The organism is Methylophilus sp. QUAN, assembly GCF_015354445.1.
In the GTDB taxonomy this organism is placed as follows: domain Bacteria; phylum Pseudomonadota; class Gammaproteobacteria; order Burkholderiales; family Methylophilaceae; genus Methylophilus.
The window spans coordinates 1,701,439-1,718,154 of the sequence record NZ_JADKYT010000001.1; the positions used below are offsets into that span (position 1 = coordinate 1,701,439).

14 protein-coding genes are annotated in these 16,716 nt (G+C 51.9%); 8 read left to right on the top strand and 6 right to left on the bottom strand.

Annotated features, from left to right (window positions below; translation table 11 throughout):
• Positions 1-26: 26 nt before the first annotated feature.
• From INP79_RS08590 to INP79_RS08625, 8 genes are all read left to right on the top strand, one after another.
• Entirely contained in the window at positions 27-1,493 is a 1,467-nt protein-coding gene (locus INP79_RS08590) for a cell division protein ZipA C-terminal FtsZ-binding domain-containing protein (protein ID WP_194753757.1), read from the top strand.
• 1 nt (position 1,494) lies between these two features.
• Positions 1,495-3,573 (top strand): NAD-dependent DNA ligase LigA, encoded by a 2,079-nt coding sequence (ligA, locus tag INP79_RS08595; RefSeq protein ID WP_194753758.1) that lies wholly within the window; start codon positions 1,495-1,497, stop codon positions 3,571-3,573.
• A gap of 58 nt (positions 3,574-3,631) precedes the next feature.
• The gene (locus INP79_RS08600) at positions 3,632-4,453 is read left to right on the top strand and encodes a hypothetical protein (protein ID WP_194753759.1); all 822 of its coding nucleotides are present in this window, start codon (positions 3,632-3,634) and stop codon (positions 4,451-4,453) included.
• A 158-nt stretch (positions 4,454-4,611) separates the two neighbouring features.
• Positions 4,612-5,190 carry a PEP-CTERM sorting domain-containing protein gene (locus tag INP79_RS08605; protein ID WP_194753760.1) on the top strand — a complete coding sequence of 193 codons (579 nt, stop codon included), beginning with the start codon at positions 4,612-4,614 and terminating at the stop codon, positions 5,188-5,190.
• Between the two features lie 178 nt (positions 5,191-5,368).
• Positions 5,369-6,316: a protein-methionine-sulfoxide reductase catalytic subunit MsrP gene (gene msrP, locus INP79_RS08610; RefSeq protein WP_194753761.1), complete on the top strand. Its 948-nt coding sequence runs from the start codon at positions 5,369-5,371 to the stop codon at positions 6,314-6,316.
• Positions 6,317-6,326: 10 nt separating this feature from the next.
• Complete coding sequence (locus INP79_RS08615) at positions 6,327-6,953, top strand: protein-methionine-sulfoxide reductase heme-binding subunit MsrQ (protein WP_194753931.1); 627 nt, start codon at positions 6,327-6,329, stop codon at positions 6,951-6,953.
• 72 nt (positions 6,954-7,025) lie between these two features.
• Positions 7,026-7,553, top strand: coding sequence for a DoxX family protein (locus INP79_RS08620; protein WP_194753762.1), 528 nt, complete (start codon positions 7,026-7,028; stop codon positions 7,551-7,553).
• A 207-nt stretch (positions 7,554-7,760) separates the two neighbouring features.
• Entirely contained in the window at positions 7,761-10,070 is a 2,310-nt protein-coding gene (locus INP79_RS08625) for a bifunctional diguanylate cyclase/phosphodiesterase (protein ID WP_194753763.1), read from the top strand.
• A gap of 4 nt (positions 10,071-10,074) precedes the next feature.
• Here INP79_RS08625 and INP79_RS08630 read toward each other — a convergent pair whose 3' ends face one another.
• From INP79_RS08630 to flhA, 6 genes are read right to left on the bottom strand one after another with little or no spacing between them, the layout of a single operon-like run.
• Positions 10,075-10,971 carry a flagellar motor protein MotB gene (locus INP79_RS08630; RefSeq protein WP_228519768.1) on the bottom strand — a complete coding sequence of 299 codons (897 nt, stop codon included), beginning with the start codon at positions 10,969-10,971 and terminating at the stop codon, positions 10,075-10,077.
• On the bottom strand, positions 10,971-11,723 hold the full coding sequence (locus tag INP79_RS08635) for a flagellar motor protein (RefSeq protein WP_194753764.1): 753 nt from the start codon (positions 11,721-11,723) through the stop codon (positions 10,971-10,973). The genes INP79_RS08630 and INP79_RS08635 overlap by 1 nt, the downstream gene beginning before the upstream one ends.
• Positions 11,723-12,457 carry an RNA polymerase sigma factor FliA gene (locus INP79_RS08640; protein WP_194741940.1) on the bottom strand — a complete coding sequence of 245 codons (735 nt, stop codon included), beginning with the start codon at positions 12,455-12,457 and terminating at the stop codon, positions 11,723-11,725. Before INP79_RS08640 ends, INP79_RS08635 begins: the two co-directional genes overlap by 1 nt.
• Positions 12,458-12,475: 18 nt before the next feature.
• The gene (locus tag INP79_RS08645; protein ID WP_194753765.1) at positions 12,476-13,264 is read right to left on the bottom strand and encodes a hypothetical protein; all 789 of its coding nucleotides are present in this window, start codon (positions 13,262-13,264) and stop codon (positions 12,476-12,478) included.
• Positions 13,257-14,612, bottom strand: coding sequence for a flagellar biosynthesis protein FlhF (gene flhF, locus INP79_RS08650; RefSeq protein ID WP_194753766.1), 1,356 nt, complete (start codon positions 14,610-14,612; stop codon positions 13,257-13,259). The genes INP79_RS08645 and flhF overlap by 8 nt, the downstream gene beginning before the upstream one ends.
• A 1-nt stretch (position 14,613) precedes the next feature.
• On the bottom strand, positions 14,614-16,701 hold the full coding sequence (gene flhA, locus INP79_RS08655) for a flagellar biosynthesis protein FlhA (protein WP_194753767.1): 2,088 nt from the start codon (positions 16,699-16,701) through the stop codon (positions 14,614-14,616).
• Between the last annotated feature and the right edge of the window lie 15 nt (positions 16,702-16,716).

Below are 16,716 nucleotides of genomic sequence, written 5' to 3' on the forward strand. Positions count from 1 at the left end.
AGCGTTATTAAGGATTGTAAGGTCACATGTCTGATTTGTGGATGATATTGGTGTTGCTTGGGGTCAGCATCGTTCTGGCAGTGGTAGTTTTTAACTGGTGGCAGGAAAAAAAATATCGCAGAGACGTTGAATATCGTTTTAGCCATACCCGTGGTGATGTGCTGGATAGCGACGCTGCTGCTGCGAAAACCAGTGATGCTGCTAAAGCGGATAGCCTGAAAAAAGAGCCGCTTAAAAAAGCCAATACCGATAAACATGTCGTTTCAGAGGACGTCGAAGGCTGGATGTCTGAGCCACGCGTGCGCCAGTCTGCCAAGGTCGAGCCAGACTTCACGGTGGGTGAGTCTGCCAAAGCAAAAATCAATGCGGCGACTACCGCCAAGTTCGATAAAAACGGTTTGAATTTAAACAAGCAGCCTGCTGAACCGGCAGCCGCTGTCTCTGCAAAAACGTCTTCCGCCAAGGCTGAGCCTGCCAATTTCCAGGCGGCTAAAGTTGAGCCTGTGATTTCAGCCAAGCCTGAGGCAAGTGCGCCGGTCGCGCAATCTTTCGATGACATTCCGGCATCAGCCTTTGAACAACCTGCGTTAGATTTTCCTGACGATGCAGCAGAAGGGGGGTCCGCCATGCCTGCACACATAGACGATTCTGTGCTGCCAGACGCCGTGCATACGGCGATGGATTGGGTAGGGCTGATTGATGCACCGCTGGGCGTGATGTTGGTCGAGCTGGAGGATATGCAAGCTGAGGTCAGAACCTTTCCGCAGCATGCCACCTTGTGGGCACAAAACTCCATCAGTGGTGATTGGCAAGATGTCTTGGCGTTAGATGCCAAAGCACTGCAAGACCATACCCCGGCTAGCCAGGTTGCCTGTAGTTTGCAACTGGCCGACCGTGGTGGCCCCGTAGATGAAGAAACCCTTAAACGTTTCCAGAAGTCGATGGAAACCCTGGCGCGTGCGCTGGGGTTGACCGTGCACTGGCAGGGCGGTTACGAGCCATCAGTGCAATCGCAGTCGATTGATGCGTTTTGTATTGAGGTGGATAAAGCCGTCGAATTTCATGTGCTGGCTAATCAAGGCATGTTTCATGCGACCAAGTTACGTGGCCTGGCCGAGGCATGTGGCATGCAACTCAGCGTAGATGGTCGCTTTGAGCTCTTCAACACTGAGGGCCAGCTTGAGTTTTCTGTGCGTAACTACGAAGGTAAACCGTTCTCGGCTGATATGCTGAAATCGGCTGTGATGACGGGCGTTACCTTCCAGCTGGATATTCCTACCACACCTAATAGCTTGCATGTGTTTGACCATATGGTGGAGATTGCTGCCAGCATGGCGAGCAGTTTAAGTGCCAGCATGATTGATGTGAACCGCAAGGCCATTGGTGATGCGCAACTGGATAAGATTCGCCAGCAACTGAAAAACATCTCCAATGCCATGGCTGCACAAGGAATCACTCCTGGCAGCAGCCACGCCAAACGCCTGTTCTCTTAATATGCCAGCTCAAGAAGCTGCGCTGCTTTTACAACAGCTTAAGCAGCGCATTGCCGAATACGATTATCACTACTATGTGCTGGATGCGCCGCTGGTCAGTGATAATGAATACGATGGCATTTACCGACAATTGCTGGCTATCGAGCAGCAATATCCCGAACTGATTACAGCAGACTCACCCAGCCAGCGTGTCGGCGGCCTGGCGCTGTCTGCTTTTGACAGCGTACAGCACCGGCAGGCCATGCTGTCGCTCAATAATGCCTTTAGTGATGACGAGCTCGAGGCGTTTGACCGTCGTGTGCGAGAAGGCACAGACCAGTCGCAAGTGGACTATGCGGTAGAGCCGAAGTTTGATGGCCTGGCGATCACACTGACATATGAACACGGTGTATTTGTGCAAGGCGCAACACGTGGTGATGGCTATACCGGTGAAAATGTGACGCATAACCTGAAAACCATACGGGCTATCCCCGGTCGCTTGAATATTGCGCAGCCGCCTGCCTTGCTTGAAGTGCGTGGTGAGGTGCTGATGCTGAAAAAAGACTTTGAAAAGCTCAACCAGCAACAAGCCGCCGCTGGCGCCAAGCTATTTGCCAACCCGCGCAATGCTGCGGCAGGCAGCTTGCGTCAACTAGACTCGAATATCACCGCCAAGCGGCCTCTGCATTTTTTCGCCTATGGCCTTGGTGCTAGCGAAGGTGTACCTGAACTGCATTCTCATGCTGAGGCCATGCAGTACCTGGCCGATTTACGTTTTCCTGTCTCTGAGTTGCGTGGTGTTAAAACCGGCGCACAAGGCTTGCGTGATTATTATGCCGAGATTGGTGCCAAACGTAGCAGCTTGCCATTTGATATTGATGGCGTGGTCTACAAGGTGAATGCGTTTAGCTTGCAAGATGCACTGGGATTTGTCTCGCGTGCGCCACGCTGGGCAATTGCACATAAGTTCCCCGCAGAAGAGGCAATTACCGTGGTGGAGGATATTACCGTGCAAGTGGGGCGCACGGGCGCGATTACCCCTGTGGCACGTCTAAAGCCCGTCTTTGTTGGCGGCGTCACCGTCACGAATGCCACCTTGCACAATGAAGACGAGTTGCGCCGTAAGGATATTCATATCGGCGACACCGTGATTGTACGGCGGGCAGGGGATGTGATTCCTGAAGTCGTGTCCGCCAAGCCTGAATTGCGACCAGCAGATGCGCGCGTGTTTGTCATGCCCTCTGTATGCCCGGAATGTGGCTCACACGTCGTCCGGCCGCAAGATGAAGCTGTGGCGCGCTGTACCGGCGGCCTGATTTGCCCGGCGCAGCGTAAACAAGCCATTACCCACTTTGCCTCACGCCGCGCCATGGATATTGAGGGTTTGGGCGAGAAACTGGTGGATCAACTGGTTGAACGCGATCTGGTGCATCACCTGGACGATGTTTACCGCCTGAGCCTGCCCGTATTGAGCGAATTGGAGCGCATGGCCGAGAAGTCTGCGCAGAATGTGCTGGCCGCCATTGAAAAAAGCAAACAAGCCACCTTGCCACGTTTTATTTACGCGCTAGGCATACGCAATGTCGGCGAGGCGACAGCAAAAGATTTGGCGCAGCATTTTGGCAACCTGGATGCCTTGATGGCTGCCGATGTCGAAGCACTGATGCAAGTCAACGACGTTGGCCCGATTGTGGCCGAAGCCGCTTACCAGTTTTTCCAGGAGCCTCATAACCGCGAAGTCATTGCTGCGATGCGTGCGCTTGGCGTGCATTGGGCCGATATCGCCAAAACCACCACATCAGCCACGTTTGCCGGCAAAACCTTTGTGCTCACCGGCACCTTGCCGACGCTCAAACGCGATCAGGCGCAGGCCATGATTGAAGCCGTGGGTGGTAAAGTCAGCGGTAGCGTGTCGGCCAAAACCAGCTATGTTGTCGCCGGGGCAGAGGCTGGTAGCAAGCTCGAAAAAGCGCAGCAGTTGAATATCCCTGTGCTGGATGAATCGGCCTTACTCGCTATGCTGCAATCATCTGCAGAAGCGCCAGAGGCAGTGCCCCAGTTAACGTCGGAAACCTTACCAACACAATCGGACTTGTTTTAATATGAATCCCAAATTAACTTTAACATTAATTCTTAATTTATTGATTATTAATGAGTCTGTGGCTAAGGATGCTGCCCTGGAAGCATGCGATAGCGCGGTTAAAAACCGGCAGTATGCACAAGCCATACAAGTCGCAGAGCAGCATGCCAGGCAGGCGGAGTTCTGGCTGTGTAAAGGCCGTGCACAGTCAGCCCTGGCGCAAAATGCCGCTGCGCAACAAAGCTTTAAACAAGCCATCAGCCTGAAACCGACAGGCCTGGACCTGATTTCTGCCCATATGTTGTTGGGCAACGCTCAGCTTGAAGCTAAAGTGCATGAGGCCGCCATTGAAAGCTACCAGCAAGCCCTCAAATTCAGCGAGCAGCAAAATATGCGCCGCTACGCCCGTATTGCCCACAACCTGATCGGCGAGGCTTATTTCGAGATTGGCCAATATGCTGAATCGCTGAACTCATTTGAAACCGGCGAAAAACTGGCCATGAACGATGACGAGCGCGCTGATAGCCATATCCACGAAGCCATGGCCTATCAACAATTGCAGCAAAGTGATAAAGCCATTGAACACCAACTCAAGGGCGTGATGATGTTGCGTAAGTCAGGTACGCCTGACCAGTATGCAGAAGCGAGCCTGACGTTGGGTAAGTTGTTTTCAGCAAAAAAAGATTACGCTAGTGCCGACAAAACCTATCAACGCCTGATGGAGTATGCCCATGAGAATGGTGGTGAGTTCTATGAAGCTAAAACTGCCATTTACTGGGCAGAAAGCAAACGTGCACAAGGCGATGCCGCGGGCGCTGCGTCATTGGTTAAACAAGCTGAAACCATTGCAGCCAAGTTGAAAGATGCTGAACTGGACGAATTGCTGGCGAAAACCAAATAGGTCACGCGCAACAATGAACGCCGTGATGTCTCCATCTTGATGCATGAATAATGACTAAAGATGACCTAGTCTGAGTGTCACTCGACATTGCCATTAAAATGCACTAGCATTGCGCCGGCATCAATTTAATTAATGTATATATATAGGGGAGATTTTCAATGAAAACGATCGCTATAAAAAGCATCGTAGGTGCGGCATTGTCTGCATTTATGCTGGCAGGCACAAGCATGGTACATGCCGCCACATACAACTTTAATTTTCCAAGCTACACTTCCAATGTGGTGAGTTCTGTCGGGTCACTTTCTGCAACAGATATCGGCTATTTTTGGTCTGTTTCACGTGGTGATCAAGTGAGTGAAACGTTTAGCGGGTCAGGCCTGTTTGGCGCCACTAGCCTGGAACTGGAGTTGAATGTCACTCAGAATGTGCTGTCACAAGGCGCGTCAGTAGATTGGGATGTACTGGTCAATGGTGTGGATGTAGGCGATTGGTCATGGACAAGCGCCAGTGGTACCGGCCTGACATATTTGAGCTATACCTTTGCGGCGATCTCTGGCGAATTCAATTCGCTGGCACTGGTTGTGAAAAATGAAGTGCCGGGCGGTCTGGGTTCTATTGCATTAGGTGTGAATACAGAGGCGAGTGTGAGCAACAGTGTCGTGCCTGAGCCAGATACCTTAGGCTTTTTGCTGGCAGGCTTGGCAGTTGTTTCTTTAGTGCAACGCAAGCGCGCTTAATTCGCTTAGCTACGCAGTGAAAAAGGCGCTTTAGGCGCCTTTTTTGTTTTTGAAAGCCCGTTCTATCGTCCTAGCGCCTCACTTGCAAAAGATTTACCTTTTTGCTGGAATCCCCTGTAAGGTTTTCCTGTCATATGCGACAAATACGCATCAGTAATCATTTAAGACTGGAAACGCTATGCTACTCGATAACAATCGCCGCAATCCTAGCGGTATTTTGCCATCTGAGATCACACCACAAGCCTTGTTTGAGCAACGCCGCACGGTATTGAAGGTCGCGGGTGTGGCGGCGGCGGGTCTTTTGTTGCCGACGCAGTTGCAAGCGGCACAAACGCTAGACTTTCAGAAAACAGCTTTTGGCAAAGAAGAAAAACTGACTAGTTTTGAGGATGTGACCAGCTATAACAATTATTACGAGTTTGGCACCGGCAAGGAAGACCCCGCGCGTGAGGCCGTGTTATTTAAACCGACGCCGTGGACGATCAAGATTGAAGGCGCTGTGAAGCAAAGCAAAACCATTGGTATTGAGCAACTGATGAAGCTGGCTCCGCTGGAGGAGCGTATTTACCGCATGCGCTGTGTGGAAGGCTGGTCTATGGTGATTCCGTGGGTGGGACTGCCATTGAAGGCGCTGATTGATTGGGCGCAGCCCACGGGCAATGCCAAGTATATTGAATTTATTTCTTATAACGACCCACGCCATATGCCTGGCGCGCGCATTCCTGTATTGGATTGGCCCTATATTGAAGGCCTGCGTATGGACGAAGCCATGCAGCCACTAACCATTCTGGCCGTGGGCTTGTATGGCAAGGTGTTGCCTAACCAGAACGGCGCGCCTGTGCGGCTGGTGGTGCCTTGGAAATATGGTTTTAAAGGCGCTAAGGCGATTAGTACGATTCGTTTTGTAGAACAAATGCCACATACCAGCTGGATGAAAGCCAGCGCGCGTGAATATGGCTTTTATGCCAATGTGAATCCGGCGGTAGATCATCCGCGCTGGACACAATCCTCAGAAAAACGTATCGGGGCTGGTTTATTTGCCGGGCGCATTAAAACCAGGCTGTTTAATGGTTATGACGAAGTAGGGCAGTTATATGCAGGCATGGATTTACAAAAAAACTTCTAACATGCGAATGATGCAATATCTGGTGCAGTGGTTAGCTGTGCTATCTGCAAAAAACCGGATTTTATGGCTAAAAGCCTTGATCTGGTTGGGGGCATTTATCCCTGTCTTACGCTTGATTTACCTGGGGTTCACCGATGGGCTGGGCGCAAACCCGGTTGAGTTTATTGAACGTTCTACCGGCACCTGGGCGCTGGTCTTTTTATTACTCTCACTTGGCATCACGCCACTGCGCTATCTGACGCAGCAGGCCTGGCTGATTGCCGTGCGTCGCTTGCTGGGGTTATGGATGTTTGCTTATGCCTGCCTGCATGTGACGACTTATCTCTGGCTCGATTACCAGTTTGACTGGGCGGATATTGCCAAGGATATCGTCAAGCATCCATATGTCTTAGTAGGGGCTGCCGCTTTGTTGCTGACCTTGCCGCTGGCCGCCACCTCTAACCAGCGTGCGATCAAAGCACTCAGGCAACGCTGGAAAAGCCTGCATAAACTGGTGTACGTGATTGGCGTGCTGGTGTTGCTGCATTTCTGGTGGCTGGTAAAAAAAGATGTGACTGAGCCAGTGATTTATAGCCTGGTATTTGCGCTATTGATTACACTTCGCCTACCTGTTTTTATAAAAAATAGAAAAAGTTAGCGCTGATATGTAAGGTATTTTCTAGATTGAAGACTAAGTGATACAACTTCAATTTTAGAAAGGCAGCTAATCATGTTTCAACGCTTCACACCCCCTTTTTTAGTACGCAAATATCAAGCGCTGATTTTAACGCTCCATACCGTCAATGACTGGCTACCCGGTTTGCTCTTACGCCTGATCCTGGCCTGGGAGTTTGGTGAGGCTGGTTGGGCCAAGCTGCATGGCCAAAACTGGTTTGCAGATTTGCAATTCCCTTTCCCGTTTAGTTTATTGCCAGCAGAGGTGAACTGGAACATGGCCATGACCTTTGAACTGGTTGGTGCGGTGGCTTTGCTGCTAGGGCTGTTTACGCGTTTTTTCAGTCTCAGCCTGATGGTGGTGACCGTGGTAGCGATTGCCAGTGTGCATTGGCCGGAACATTGGCGCAGTATGGCTGATTTGTTTATGGGATATCGTTTTGAGGATGTGGAAGGCGATGGGTTTGGTAACTATAAACTGCCGCTGATTTACCTGCTAATGCTGCTGCCCCTGGTCACGCAGGGGGCCGGAAAATGGAGTTTTGACCGCCTGTTGTCACATCTATGTGACGGTCGCCGATGACAGTTGTTAATGTCGCTGTATAGGCGTGAAATTGTCTTGACACTGATTTGCTTTTTGTCACATCATCGTAAATACAAAAGGGAGCAGCCAATGCTGGATTGACTCCCAACTAAAATTCTTCGGGGGTGTGTCATCTTAACAACCGACGGGCAGAGGGTGCCCAGTTGTCGGCAGTTAGATTTTGCACTGCGGTTGTGAAAGTATGCGATGTCTATAGTAAATCTCGAGCCCAATGCAATTGCATTGGCAGGTCAGGCCTTGAACGCTGCGTGCAGTGCTGAGGCTTCGGCGAGTTTGAGCACTTCGATTGGCCTGGGTGCTTCTTTTGACTTAACTCACGCCTTTGACCAATGGCGTTCTCTGGTCGATTACTCCGGTTTTTACATTGCCGCAGAAGCCGATCAGCTCGGCAATGGCGGTTCTGTGCTGGTCTGTCATACACTTGAGTCAGGCTGTGATTTGTGGGCTTGCCTGCCATTGATCACACATGATCCAATTAAAGCCATTCTAGCCCAGCCTACACCTGAAATCACCCAGCGCACCATACAAATTGCCTGCCATGATAGCCACAACCGCTGGCTGGAATGTAATGTCTATTACTTTAGCTTGCCGACAGGTGAGCCGCGTAGACTGCTGCTGGTACGCGAAACGACTAATGAACAACAGGCCGCGCTGGCGTTTCAACAAGAGAAGCTACGTGCGATTGCCTATGAACGCTTCCAGTTTTCTATCCTGGAGCTGATCTTAAAAGAACAGGATGCGTTCAGGATTTTAGAAAAAATGGTGCGCGATATTGAGGCCATGCACAGGGATGTGTATTGCGCGCTGGTGCTGACCAAAAATCTGGGCAAGTTAGTACAAACAGTGATTGCCCCGTCGTTACCACAAGCATTGCTACAAACATTGCGCCAGTTGCAGCTGGAGGCGGGTAATGGTTCCCTGGCCACGTCTATCGCCCTCAAGCAACGGGTGATGGTCGAGAATGTGATGACGCATCCCTATTGGGTGAATCACCGTGAGGCTGCATCGGCCTCTGGCGTGCAAGCAGGCTGGTCTGAGCCGATCTTAACTGCGGATGGGGACGTGCTGGGTGCGTTCGCTATCTATTATCGCCAGCCACAAACCCCAAGCGCGCTTGAACAATCCATGATTGAGCAAGCGACCAAATTAATGAGCCTGGTAATTGATAGGCATTTGTCACAAGAGTCGATTCAAAGCCTGGCTTACCTGGAGCCTGTGACCGGCTTGCCCAACCGCAAAAGAGCTTATGAGGTGTTGCAGCAAATACGCATGCAGCCTGCAACGGGTGAACATTGGGGCGTGGTATATATCGACCTCGATCACTTTAAATGGATTAATGAAGCGCATGGCCATGCAGCAGGTAATAGCTTGTTGCAGCAAGTCGCAGAACGCTTGCAAAAGGTGGCCGAGCAGCACTTTATTGCCTGTATGGGCGGCGATGAGTTCCTGGTCTTGTTATCGGGCCTCGCGGCATCCGAGGATAAAGCCTTGCAGCAGCTATTGTCTGCGCAGCGTAAACTGCAAAAGGTCTTTGAACGCCCGTTTAAAATCGGTAGCCAAAAGTTGCCGATTACGGCCAGCATGGGCTTATGCAACTTTAACGATATCAGCGCCAGCGACACTGACTATGTAAAAGCGGCTGATATTGCCATGCACAAAGCCAAGCAGGGTGGGCGTAATCATGCCTGCGTCTATCAGCCTGGCATGCAAACCGAAATTGCGACGCAGGTGATGCTTGAAACGGAGCTGCGTGAAGCCATCGTGCAGCAACAGCTGCGCTTGCATTACCAGGTGCAGGTTGACCACACCGGCCGCCCATTTGGTGCAGAGGTTTTGTTAAGATGGCTGCATCCGCAGCGCGGCTTGATTTCACCGCTGCAATTTATCGCTGTGGCAGAAACCAGCGGCTTGATTATCGAAATCGGCATGTGGGTGCTAGACCAGGCTTGTGCACAAATTGCACTGTGGCAACGTTCATTAAACACGCGGGAACTCAGTTTGTCGGTCAATATTAGTGCGCGTCAATTTTGCCAGGCCAATTTTGTGGCCATGGTCAAAGCATGTATTCAACGCCACCAGATTAATCCTAATGCATTGCGCCTAGAGCTGACAGAAAGCGTCTTGCTTGAGAACGTGGATGATGCCGTGCGTATCATGGCCGAACTGAGCCAGTTGGGCATCCAGTTTTCACTGGATGATTTTGGCACAGGCTACTCCTCACTGCAGTATTTGAAAAAGCTGCCGTTGTACCAACTGAAAATCGACCGCTCGTTTGTGAACGATATTGTTACCGATAGCCATGATCGCACCATTGTCAGGACGATTATTGCCATGGCGCAAAGCATGTACCTGAGTGTGATTGCCGAAGGCGTGGAAACACAAGAGCAGATGGAGTTGCTGTTGAATAACGGTTGTCGCCGCTACCAGGGCTTTTTGTTTGGACAGCCGATGCCGATTGAACAGTTTAACGACTGGTTGCAGGGCGCGCTGGTTTAAGCGCTTATGAGTTTGTTGCGCCAGATGCCCCTGGCACTTGTTGTGAGGCGGGCGCGGGGACGTCCGAAATTTCAGGCGTTGGTGTCGCATCTACAGATCCCGCCTGTATCTCTTGCCTGTTAGCCACATTGCTGGTTTGTTGGGCGCTGCTTTCGGCCGTTAAGATGCGTATGGTCATGCGCGTATTCATGGCTTGTGCCAAGGCATTATCGCTGCTGGAAACTGGTTTGGTTTCTGCCATGCCGATAGCCGTCAGTTGTTTGCTGGCAATGCCTTGTGCAACCAGGCTGGCAGCCATATGAGCGGCTTGTGCCGCCGTCAGCTCCCAGCGTTTGGTTTCCGCCTCTGGCTGACCACTAAACAGTTGTTTATCGCTATGGCCTTCAATCTGTATGGTGCGGTATTCGTTTTTCAGCTGCGCGCCCAGCGCGTTCAAGACAGCAGGGGCTTGCGCGGTATAGCTTGTCTGGTTGTTGTTAAACAGCAGGCTGCTTTGAATATCGACCTCAATACCGAGTTCGGACTGGTACACAGTGACCAGTTTCTCGTCTATCCAGGACGTAAGTGCATGGGCTAGCTGTTGACCAATGGCGCGTACCTTTTCCTGATCGCGCTGCTTTTTCTCTTGATACAAATAGCTCAAGGGCAGGGGTTTGAGCACTGAGCTCTGGTTTTGCAAAGTGGCTTGTGTTTGAGACTCAGGCGCATCCATTTGGCCTGGTTTACCTTGAAAGGCCGTGACCACGGCACTGGAGAGTGCACGGTACTTGTTCAGGTTGATGGTCGAGGTGGCATACATCACCACAAAAAAGGCAAACAACAGGGTGATAAAGTCGGCGTAAGAAATCAGCCAACGGTCATGGCTCTCATCATCGTCGTCCAGTTTTTGGCGCCTGTACATCAGGATTCCCGCAAGTGTAGATAGGATTCCAGGCGCTCGGTGACCAGTTTCGGATTGTCACCACGCGCAATCGACACCCAGGCATTGAGCAGCATTTCGCGCCTGGACATTTCGTGCTGGACATGGCCTTTTAATTTGTTTGAAATCGGCAGGAAGACCAGGTTGGCCAGGGCGACGCCATAAATGGTGGCCACAAAAGCAACGGCAATGCCGCTACCAATTTTGGCCGGGTCAGACAGGTTTTCCATGACGTGAATCAGGCCCAGTACGGCACCCAGAATACCCACGGTGGGCGCATAACCGCCCGCAGCTGACCAGATTTTGGTGGCTTCGCGTTCCTGTAATTCATAGTAATACATATCAATCGCGCAGACTTCGCGAATGCGGTCGGCGGGCGTGCCGTCAACCAGCAACTGCAAGCCTTTGCGTACAAAAGGATCCTGTTCGCGCTTGATATAGCTTTCCAGTGACAACACGCTTTCCTTGCGCGCCTGCAGGCTCCACTGGTTGATTTTAATAGCGAGCTTTTTTCTGTCGTCCTGTGGGTGTACAAACACCAGGCGCAGCATGCGTATGCCTTTGATAAACAGCTTGAACTCGGTTTGCAGCAGTACCGCCCCGGTGGTGCCGAGAATGACGACCGCAAAGGCCGCTGGCTGCATTAATGAGTTGAGGTGGCCGCCATCGATGACCTGGCCAAACACCAGTCCGGCAAGGGCAATGACCAGCCCGGCAATACTGCCCCAGTCCATCAGGCCACTCCGGTCCAGGACTTATCGCGCATGGAGGCACGTAAACGGGCCACGGCCTGGCTATGCAACTGACAGACGCGTGATTCGGACACGCTCATGATGGCGCCGATTTCTTTTAAATTGAGCTCTTGCTCGTAATACAAGCCCATGAGCAATTTTTCACGCTCAGGCAAATGGTCGATAGAGTCAATCAATGCTTCGCGGAAATCACTTTCCAGCAAGGATTTGACCGGATCACTGGTGTCGTCATCCACATAACGGTCCAGAAAGTGCTCGCCGCCATCGTCGTCCTGAAAGTCTTCGTAGTAAATCAACTGGTGACCCTGGCAGTCGCTCAGTACATCATAGTAATCATCCAGCGTGAAGTTCATGTGCTTGGCAATCTCTGACTCGGTAGGTGGACGGCCAAACTTTTGTTCCAGTTGCTGTACGGCGACCTCGATATCGCGCATGTTTTTGCGGATACCGCGTGGCAACCAGTCGGCACCGCGCAACTCATCCAGCATGGCACCACGCACCCGCTGGGAGGCGTAGGTTTCAAATTGTGCGCCGTGATTATCTTCATAACGCTGAATCGCATCCATTAGGCCTATCATGCCTGCTTGCACCAGGTCATCGAGCTCGACGCAGGAGGGCAGCTTGGCTTTTAATTGATAAGCCATTTTTTTAACCAGACCGCTATGCTGTTTCAGCATCTGGTCGGTATTGTTAGTCGTGCCTTTAGCGGTATACATGTTTTTCCTCTTTTTACTTTAGGCAACAGCCAGTGATGGCGTGGTGATCCGTTGCTTTTCGAGACGATGTGCCACTGATTTAAAAGCCAATGCGGTCTGGCCTGCTTCGGCAACCGCAGCCTTGGCATTGCCCGCTTTCTTCTGTTCAGCCGCGACTTCTGCCGGCATGGCGCCGATAAAGTCCAGCGTGACGCCCAGAAACTGCTTGCATACCTGGTTCAAGCGCATAAAGTATTGTTGACCCTGATCATGATTGGCCCCTGTCACCACCACGCCCAACGGGATCTGTCCATGCTGCTGGCTGATGTGCTTGATCGTCACATAGGCAGCTTTAATGGCGGTGTCAGATCTGTCCATTTGAATCACCAGCTCATGCTCTGCAATGAGTGGCATCATCAGGCTGTGGTCTTGCGTATCCAGCTGTGCTTCAATCATGACGGTATCGTAATCGTACGAAAGTTGTTTCACTATACCGTCCAACTGCAGTTTTAAATCCTGAGATAAAGGCGAGGTTAACAGGTCATTTTCGGCCAAACAGGTCAGGTCATAGCCTTGCGGATGTTTGAGGATGGCGCGCTTGAGTGCACTGTTGTTGGTCACGATGGACTGTAATGAATGCGCTAGCCCTGGCTGACGGTTGGCGTGTATCAACAGCAAGCGTTGTTCAGGGGCAAGCATGCCCAGTGCCAGATTGCGCATCCATGGCGTGGCTGGCTGGCCATTGGCGCCAATCACGCTGATAATCCGTGCCGATGTCTTGGCCATGATACGGCGCAAGCCATCCGCCTGGTCGCGGTAGTTAAACATGTTGCTGCTCCTGGCCAGCGGTTTGCATCATGCTGGAAATCACCAGCGGTAACTCTTCATCCAGGTATTGGTAAGGCAAGCTGGCCTGATGCGGTGTCAACACGCGTTCGATCAGGGCTGGCTTGTCGGCCACTTCAATATCTTCAGGCACGCGTTGACCACTGGTGGTGTAGAACAGGCGCATACGTTCGCGGATCAATACATCCAGCACGTTGCCAATCGCGGCGGCTTCGTCCAGTTTGGTGACGATACAACCGGCGATATCATGTTTTTTGTAGCTGCGCATGACGTCGGTCAGCGTATCACCGGTAGAGGTGGCATTCAGGCACAGCAACTTCTGAATCGGGCTATCTGCACGGCTCAGCATAGAGAGCTGCTCAGTGACCGCCTGGTCGCGCTGGCTGACGCCAACGGTATCCACCAGGATCATGTGCTTGTTTTTCAGCTCATTCAGTGCAATTTTCAGGTCTTCTTCGTCTTTGACAGCATGCACCATCACGCCCAGGATCTTGCCGTAGATACGCAGTTGTTCGTAACCGCCGATACGGTAGCTGTCGGTGGTGATCAGGCCCAGGTTCTGTGTACCATGTTTCATCACATAACGTGCCGCCAGTTTGGCTGTGGTGGTGGTTTTACCCACCCCTGTCGGGCCAACCAGGGCGTAGATACCGCCACGGTCCAGCAATGCATCTTCGTCGTCCAGCGTATGCAGGTTACGGCTGATGACTTCTTTGGCCCACATCGGCGCTTTGTTGACATCAATGTGGTTTGGCATTTTTTCAGCAATCTGGCGTGACAGTGAGGCGCTGAAGTTGGCTGAGAGCAGGGTGCTCAGCACTTTGGATTTAGCCGGGCTGTGTTGCAAATGATGCTGCCAGGTCATGGCACTCATCTGGGTTTCAAAATGGCTGCGCATCTGACGCATTTCCTGCATCATGCCCATCATTTTGTCTTCCAGTGTTTGCGTCGCTACCTGGTAAGCCTGTTCCTGTTGTTCGCTATGCTGTTTCAGCATATCCATGATCGCGCCTTCGTTGGCGGCAGCTTCTTCAGCCACAGGCGCGTTGTGTTGTACGCTAGGGGCAGGCATCACCGCTTGTGGTGCTGCCTGGCGCGTTGGCTGGCCTTGTGCATTGACAAAGTCCAGCAAGCTGCGCGATTGCTCCATACCTGTCTCGGTCGGCGCTGAACTGGCGTTGGATGCAATATCCGTTTCCAGCATGGCCATGATTTCGGTGCCACCATTGACACTGCGGTTCGCAACAATAATGGCATCGTCGCCTAATGCCTGTTTGACTTGCGCCAATGCTTCACGTGCATTTTTGCCAAAGAATCTTCTGATATTCATATTATTGCGCTCCGATTAAACTGGTGACACGAATGGATTTGTTATCTGGCAGCTCGTCATGCGACAGCACTCTGAGATGCGGGACGGTTCTTCTTAAGAATCTGGATAAAGCCTGGCGTAGCGGGGCAGCCACCAGTAATACCGGGGTCAGGCCCATTTGCTCTTGTTGTCTGGCGGCGACTTCAGTCTGTTGAGACAGTCTTTCGGCGATGCCAGGCTCAATCACGCTCTGGTTGGACTGGTTGTTTTGCAAAGCCTGCAGCAGCAGTCTTTCCAGTTGGCCATCCAGCGTCATGGCGGTAATTTCATTGCTGTAAGGGAACAGGTCCTGCACGATGGCACGGCCAAGCTTGATGCGCACCATAGAGGTCAGGTCATTGGTGTCCTGAGTATATTGCGCATGATCAGCCAGCGTTTCGAGGATGGAGCGCATATCACGGATATGCACGCCTTCGTTGAGCAGGTTTTGCAATACTTTTTGCAGGCTGGACAGCGTAATCATTTTTGGCACGATTTCTTCAATCAGCTTGCTGGATTCTTTGCCCAGGTGATCCAGTAATTGCTGTACTTCCTGACGGCCCAGCAATTCGCCAGCATTCAGCGAAATAATATGATTGAGGTGGGTGGCAATCACCGTGCCCGCATCCACCACGGTATAGCCCAGGCTTTGGGCATATTCTTTGCGGTCTGGCTCAATCCACACCGCTGGCAGGCCAAAGGCCGGGTCAGTGGTTCTGGCACCATCCAGCTCGCCGGTCACTGCGCCCGGGTCAATCGCCAGCATCTGGTGGTAGTTGGATTCACCACTGGCCATTTCAACACCTTTCATGGTGATGCGATAAGCGTTTGGTTTCAGGGTCAGGTTGTCGCGGATATGCACGGTAGGCGCCAAGAAGCCGATTTCCTGGGCAAACTTCTTGCGGATGCCTTTGATACGTTTGAGCAGCTCGCCGCCCTGGCCTTTATCCACCAGAGGAATCAGTCTGTAACCGACTTCCAGGCCAATGGTATCGACTGGCAACACATCATTCCAGGTGGCTTCTTCAGCTTCGCTGGCGGGCGCCAGTTTATCTTCCGGTTGTGGTTCCAGCACGGCTTGTTGTTTGGCTTTTTCCTGCTTTTGTTTCACGCTGTAAGCCATGCCGCCCAGCAAGCCGCCCAGGCCGAGGAAGGCCAGGTGAGGCATGCCTGGAATCAGGCCGATACCACCGATAATACCGGCAGTCACGGTCAGCACGCGTGGGTTTTCAAACAGTTGGCTAATCAGCTGGCCGCCAATGTCTTCATTGTTAGCCACGCGGGAAACCACCACACCGGCAGCAATTGAAATCACCAGTGAAGGAATCTGTGCCACCAGGCCATCACCAATCGCCAGCATGGTGTAGTTTTTAACCGCTTCATCAAAGGCGAGGTCATGTTGCACCATGCCGACAATCAGGCCGCCAACAATGTTGATAATGATGATCAAAATACCGGCAATGGCATCACCACGGACATATTTACTGGCACCGTCCATTGCGCCGTAGAATTCAGATTCCTGACCGACTTCTTTACGGCGGCGGCGAGCTTCGTCTTCGCCAATCAGGCCTGCGTTCAGGTCAGCGTCAATCGCCATTTGTTTACCTGGCATCGCATCCAAGGTGAAACGGGCGCCGACTTCAGCAATACGGCCAGCACCTTTGGTGATCACGGTAAAGTTAATAATGGTCAGGATTACAAACACGACAATACCGACGGCGTAGTTACCGCCAATCAAAAAGTGGCCAAAGGCTTCAATCACTTTACCTGCCGCATCCGGACCAGCATGGCCTTCCGTCAGCACGACGCGGGTAGACGCCACGTTAAGCGCCAGGCGCAACATGGTGGTCATCAACAGCACGGTAGGGAAAGCGATAAAGTCCAGCGGTTTGGTGGTTTGCAGGCCTATCATCAAGACCAGGATAGACAGTGCAATATTAAAGGTGAAGAACACATCGAGCATGATGGCCGGTAACGGCAGGATCATCATTGCCAGCAGCAATACAATAATGAGTGGCGCGGCGATTGCTCGTCCGTCCATTTTTCCCATCCATTGTTGCCAATTGTTCATCGTAAACTCCTAAGC

Bases quoted from the DNA above. Each gene is read 5' to 3' on its own strand.
- INP79_RS08635 (WP_194753764.1), bottom strand. From the start codon at position 11,723: ATGGACTGGGGCAGTATTGCCGGGCTGGTCATTGCCCTTGCCGGACTG.
- INP79_RS08590 (WP_194753757.1), top strand. From the start codon at position 27: ATGTCTGATTTGTGGATGATATTGGTGTTGCTTGGGGTCAGCATCGTT.
- INP79_RS08625 (WP_194753763.1), top strand. From the start codon at position 7,761: ATGTCTATAGTAAATCTCGAGCCCAATGCAATTGCATTGGCAGGTCAG.
- flhF (WP_194753766.1), bottom strand. From the start codon at position 14,612: ATGAATATCAGAAGATTCTTTGGCAAAAATGCACGTGAAGCATTGGCG.
- INP79_RS08630 (WP_228519768.1), bottom strand. From the start codon at position 10,971: ATGTACAGGCGCCAAAAACTGGACGACGATGATGAGAGCCATGACCGT.
- INP79_RS08620 (WP_194753762.1), top strand. From the start codon at position 7,026: ATGTTTCAACGCTTCACACCCCCTTTTTTAGTACGCAAATATCAAGCG.
- msrP (WP_194753761.1), top strand. From the start codon at position 5,369: ATGCTACTCGATAACAATCGCCGCAATCCTAGCGGTATTTTGCCATCT.
- INP79_RS08605 (WP_194753760.1), top strand. From the start codon at position 4,612: ATGAAAACGATCGCTATAAAAAGCATCGTAGGTGCGGCATTGTCTGCA.
- INP79_RS08645 (WP_194753765.1), bottom strand. From the start codon at position 13,264: ATGTTTAACTACCGCGACCAGGCGGATGGCTTGCGCCGTATCATGGCC.
- flhA (WP_194753767.1), bottom strand. From the start codon at position 16,701: ATGAACAATTGGCAACAATGGATGGGAAAAATGGACGGACGAGCAATC.
- INP79_RS08640 (WP_194741940.1), bottom strand. From the start codon at position 12,457: ATGTATACCGCTAAAGGCACGACTAACAATACCGACCAGATGCTGAAA.
- INP79_RS08615 (WP_194753931.1), top strand. From the start codon at position 6,327: ATGCAATATCTGGTGCAGTGGTTAGCTGTGCTATCTGCAAAAAACCGG.
- ligA (WP_194753758.1), top strand. From the start codon at position 1,495: ATGCCAGCTCAAGAAGCTGCGCTGCTTTTACAACAGCTTAAGCAGCGC.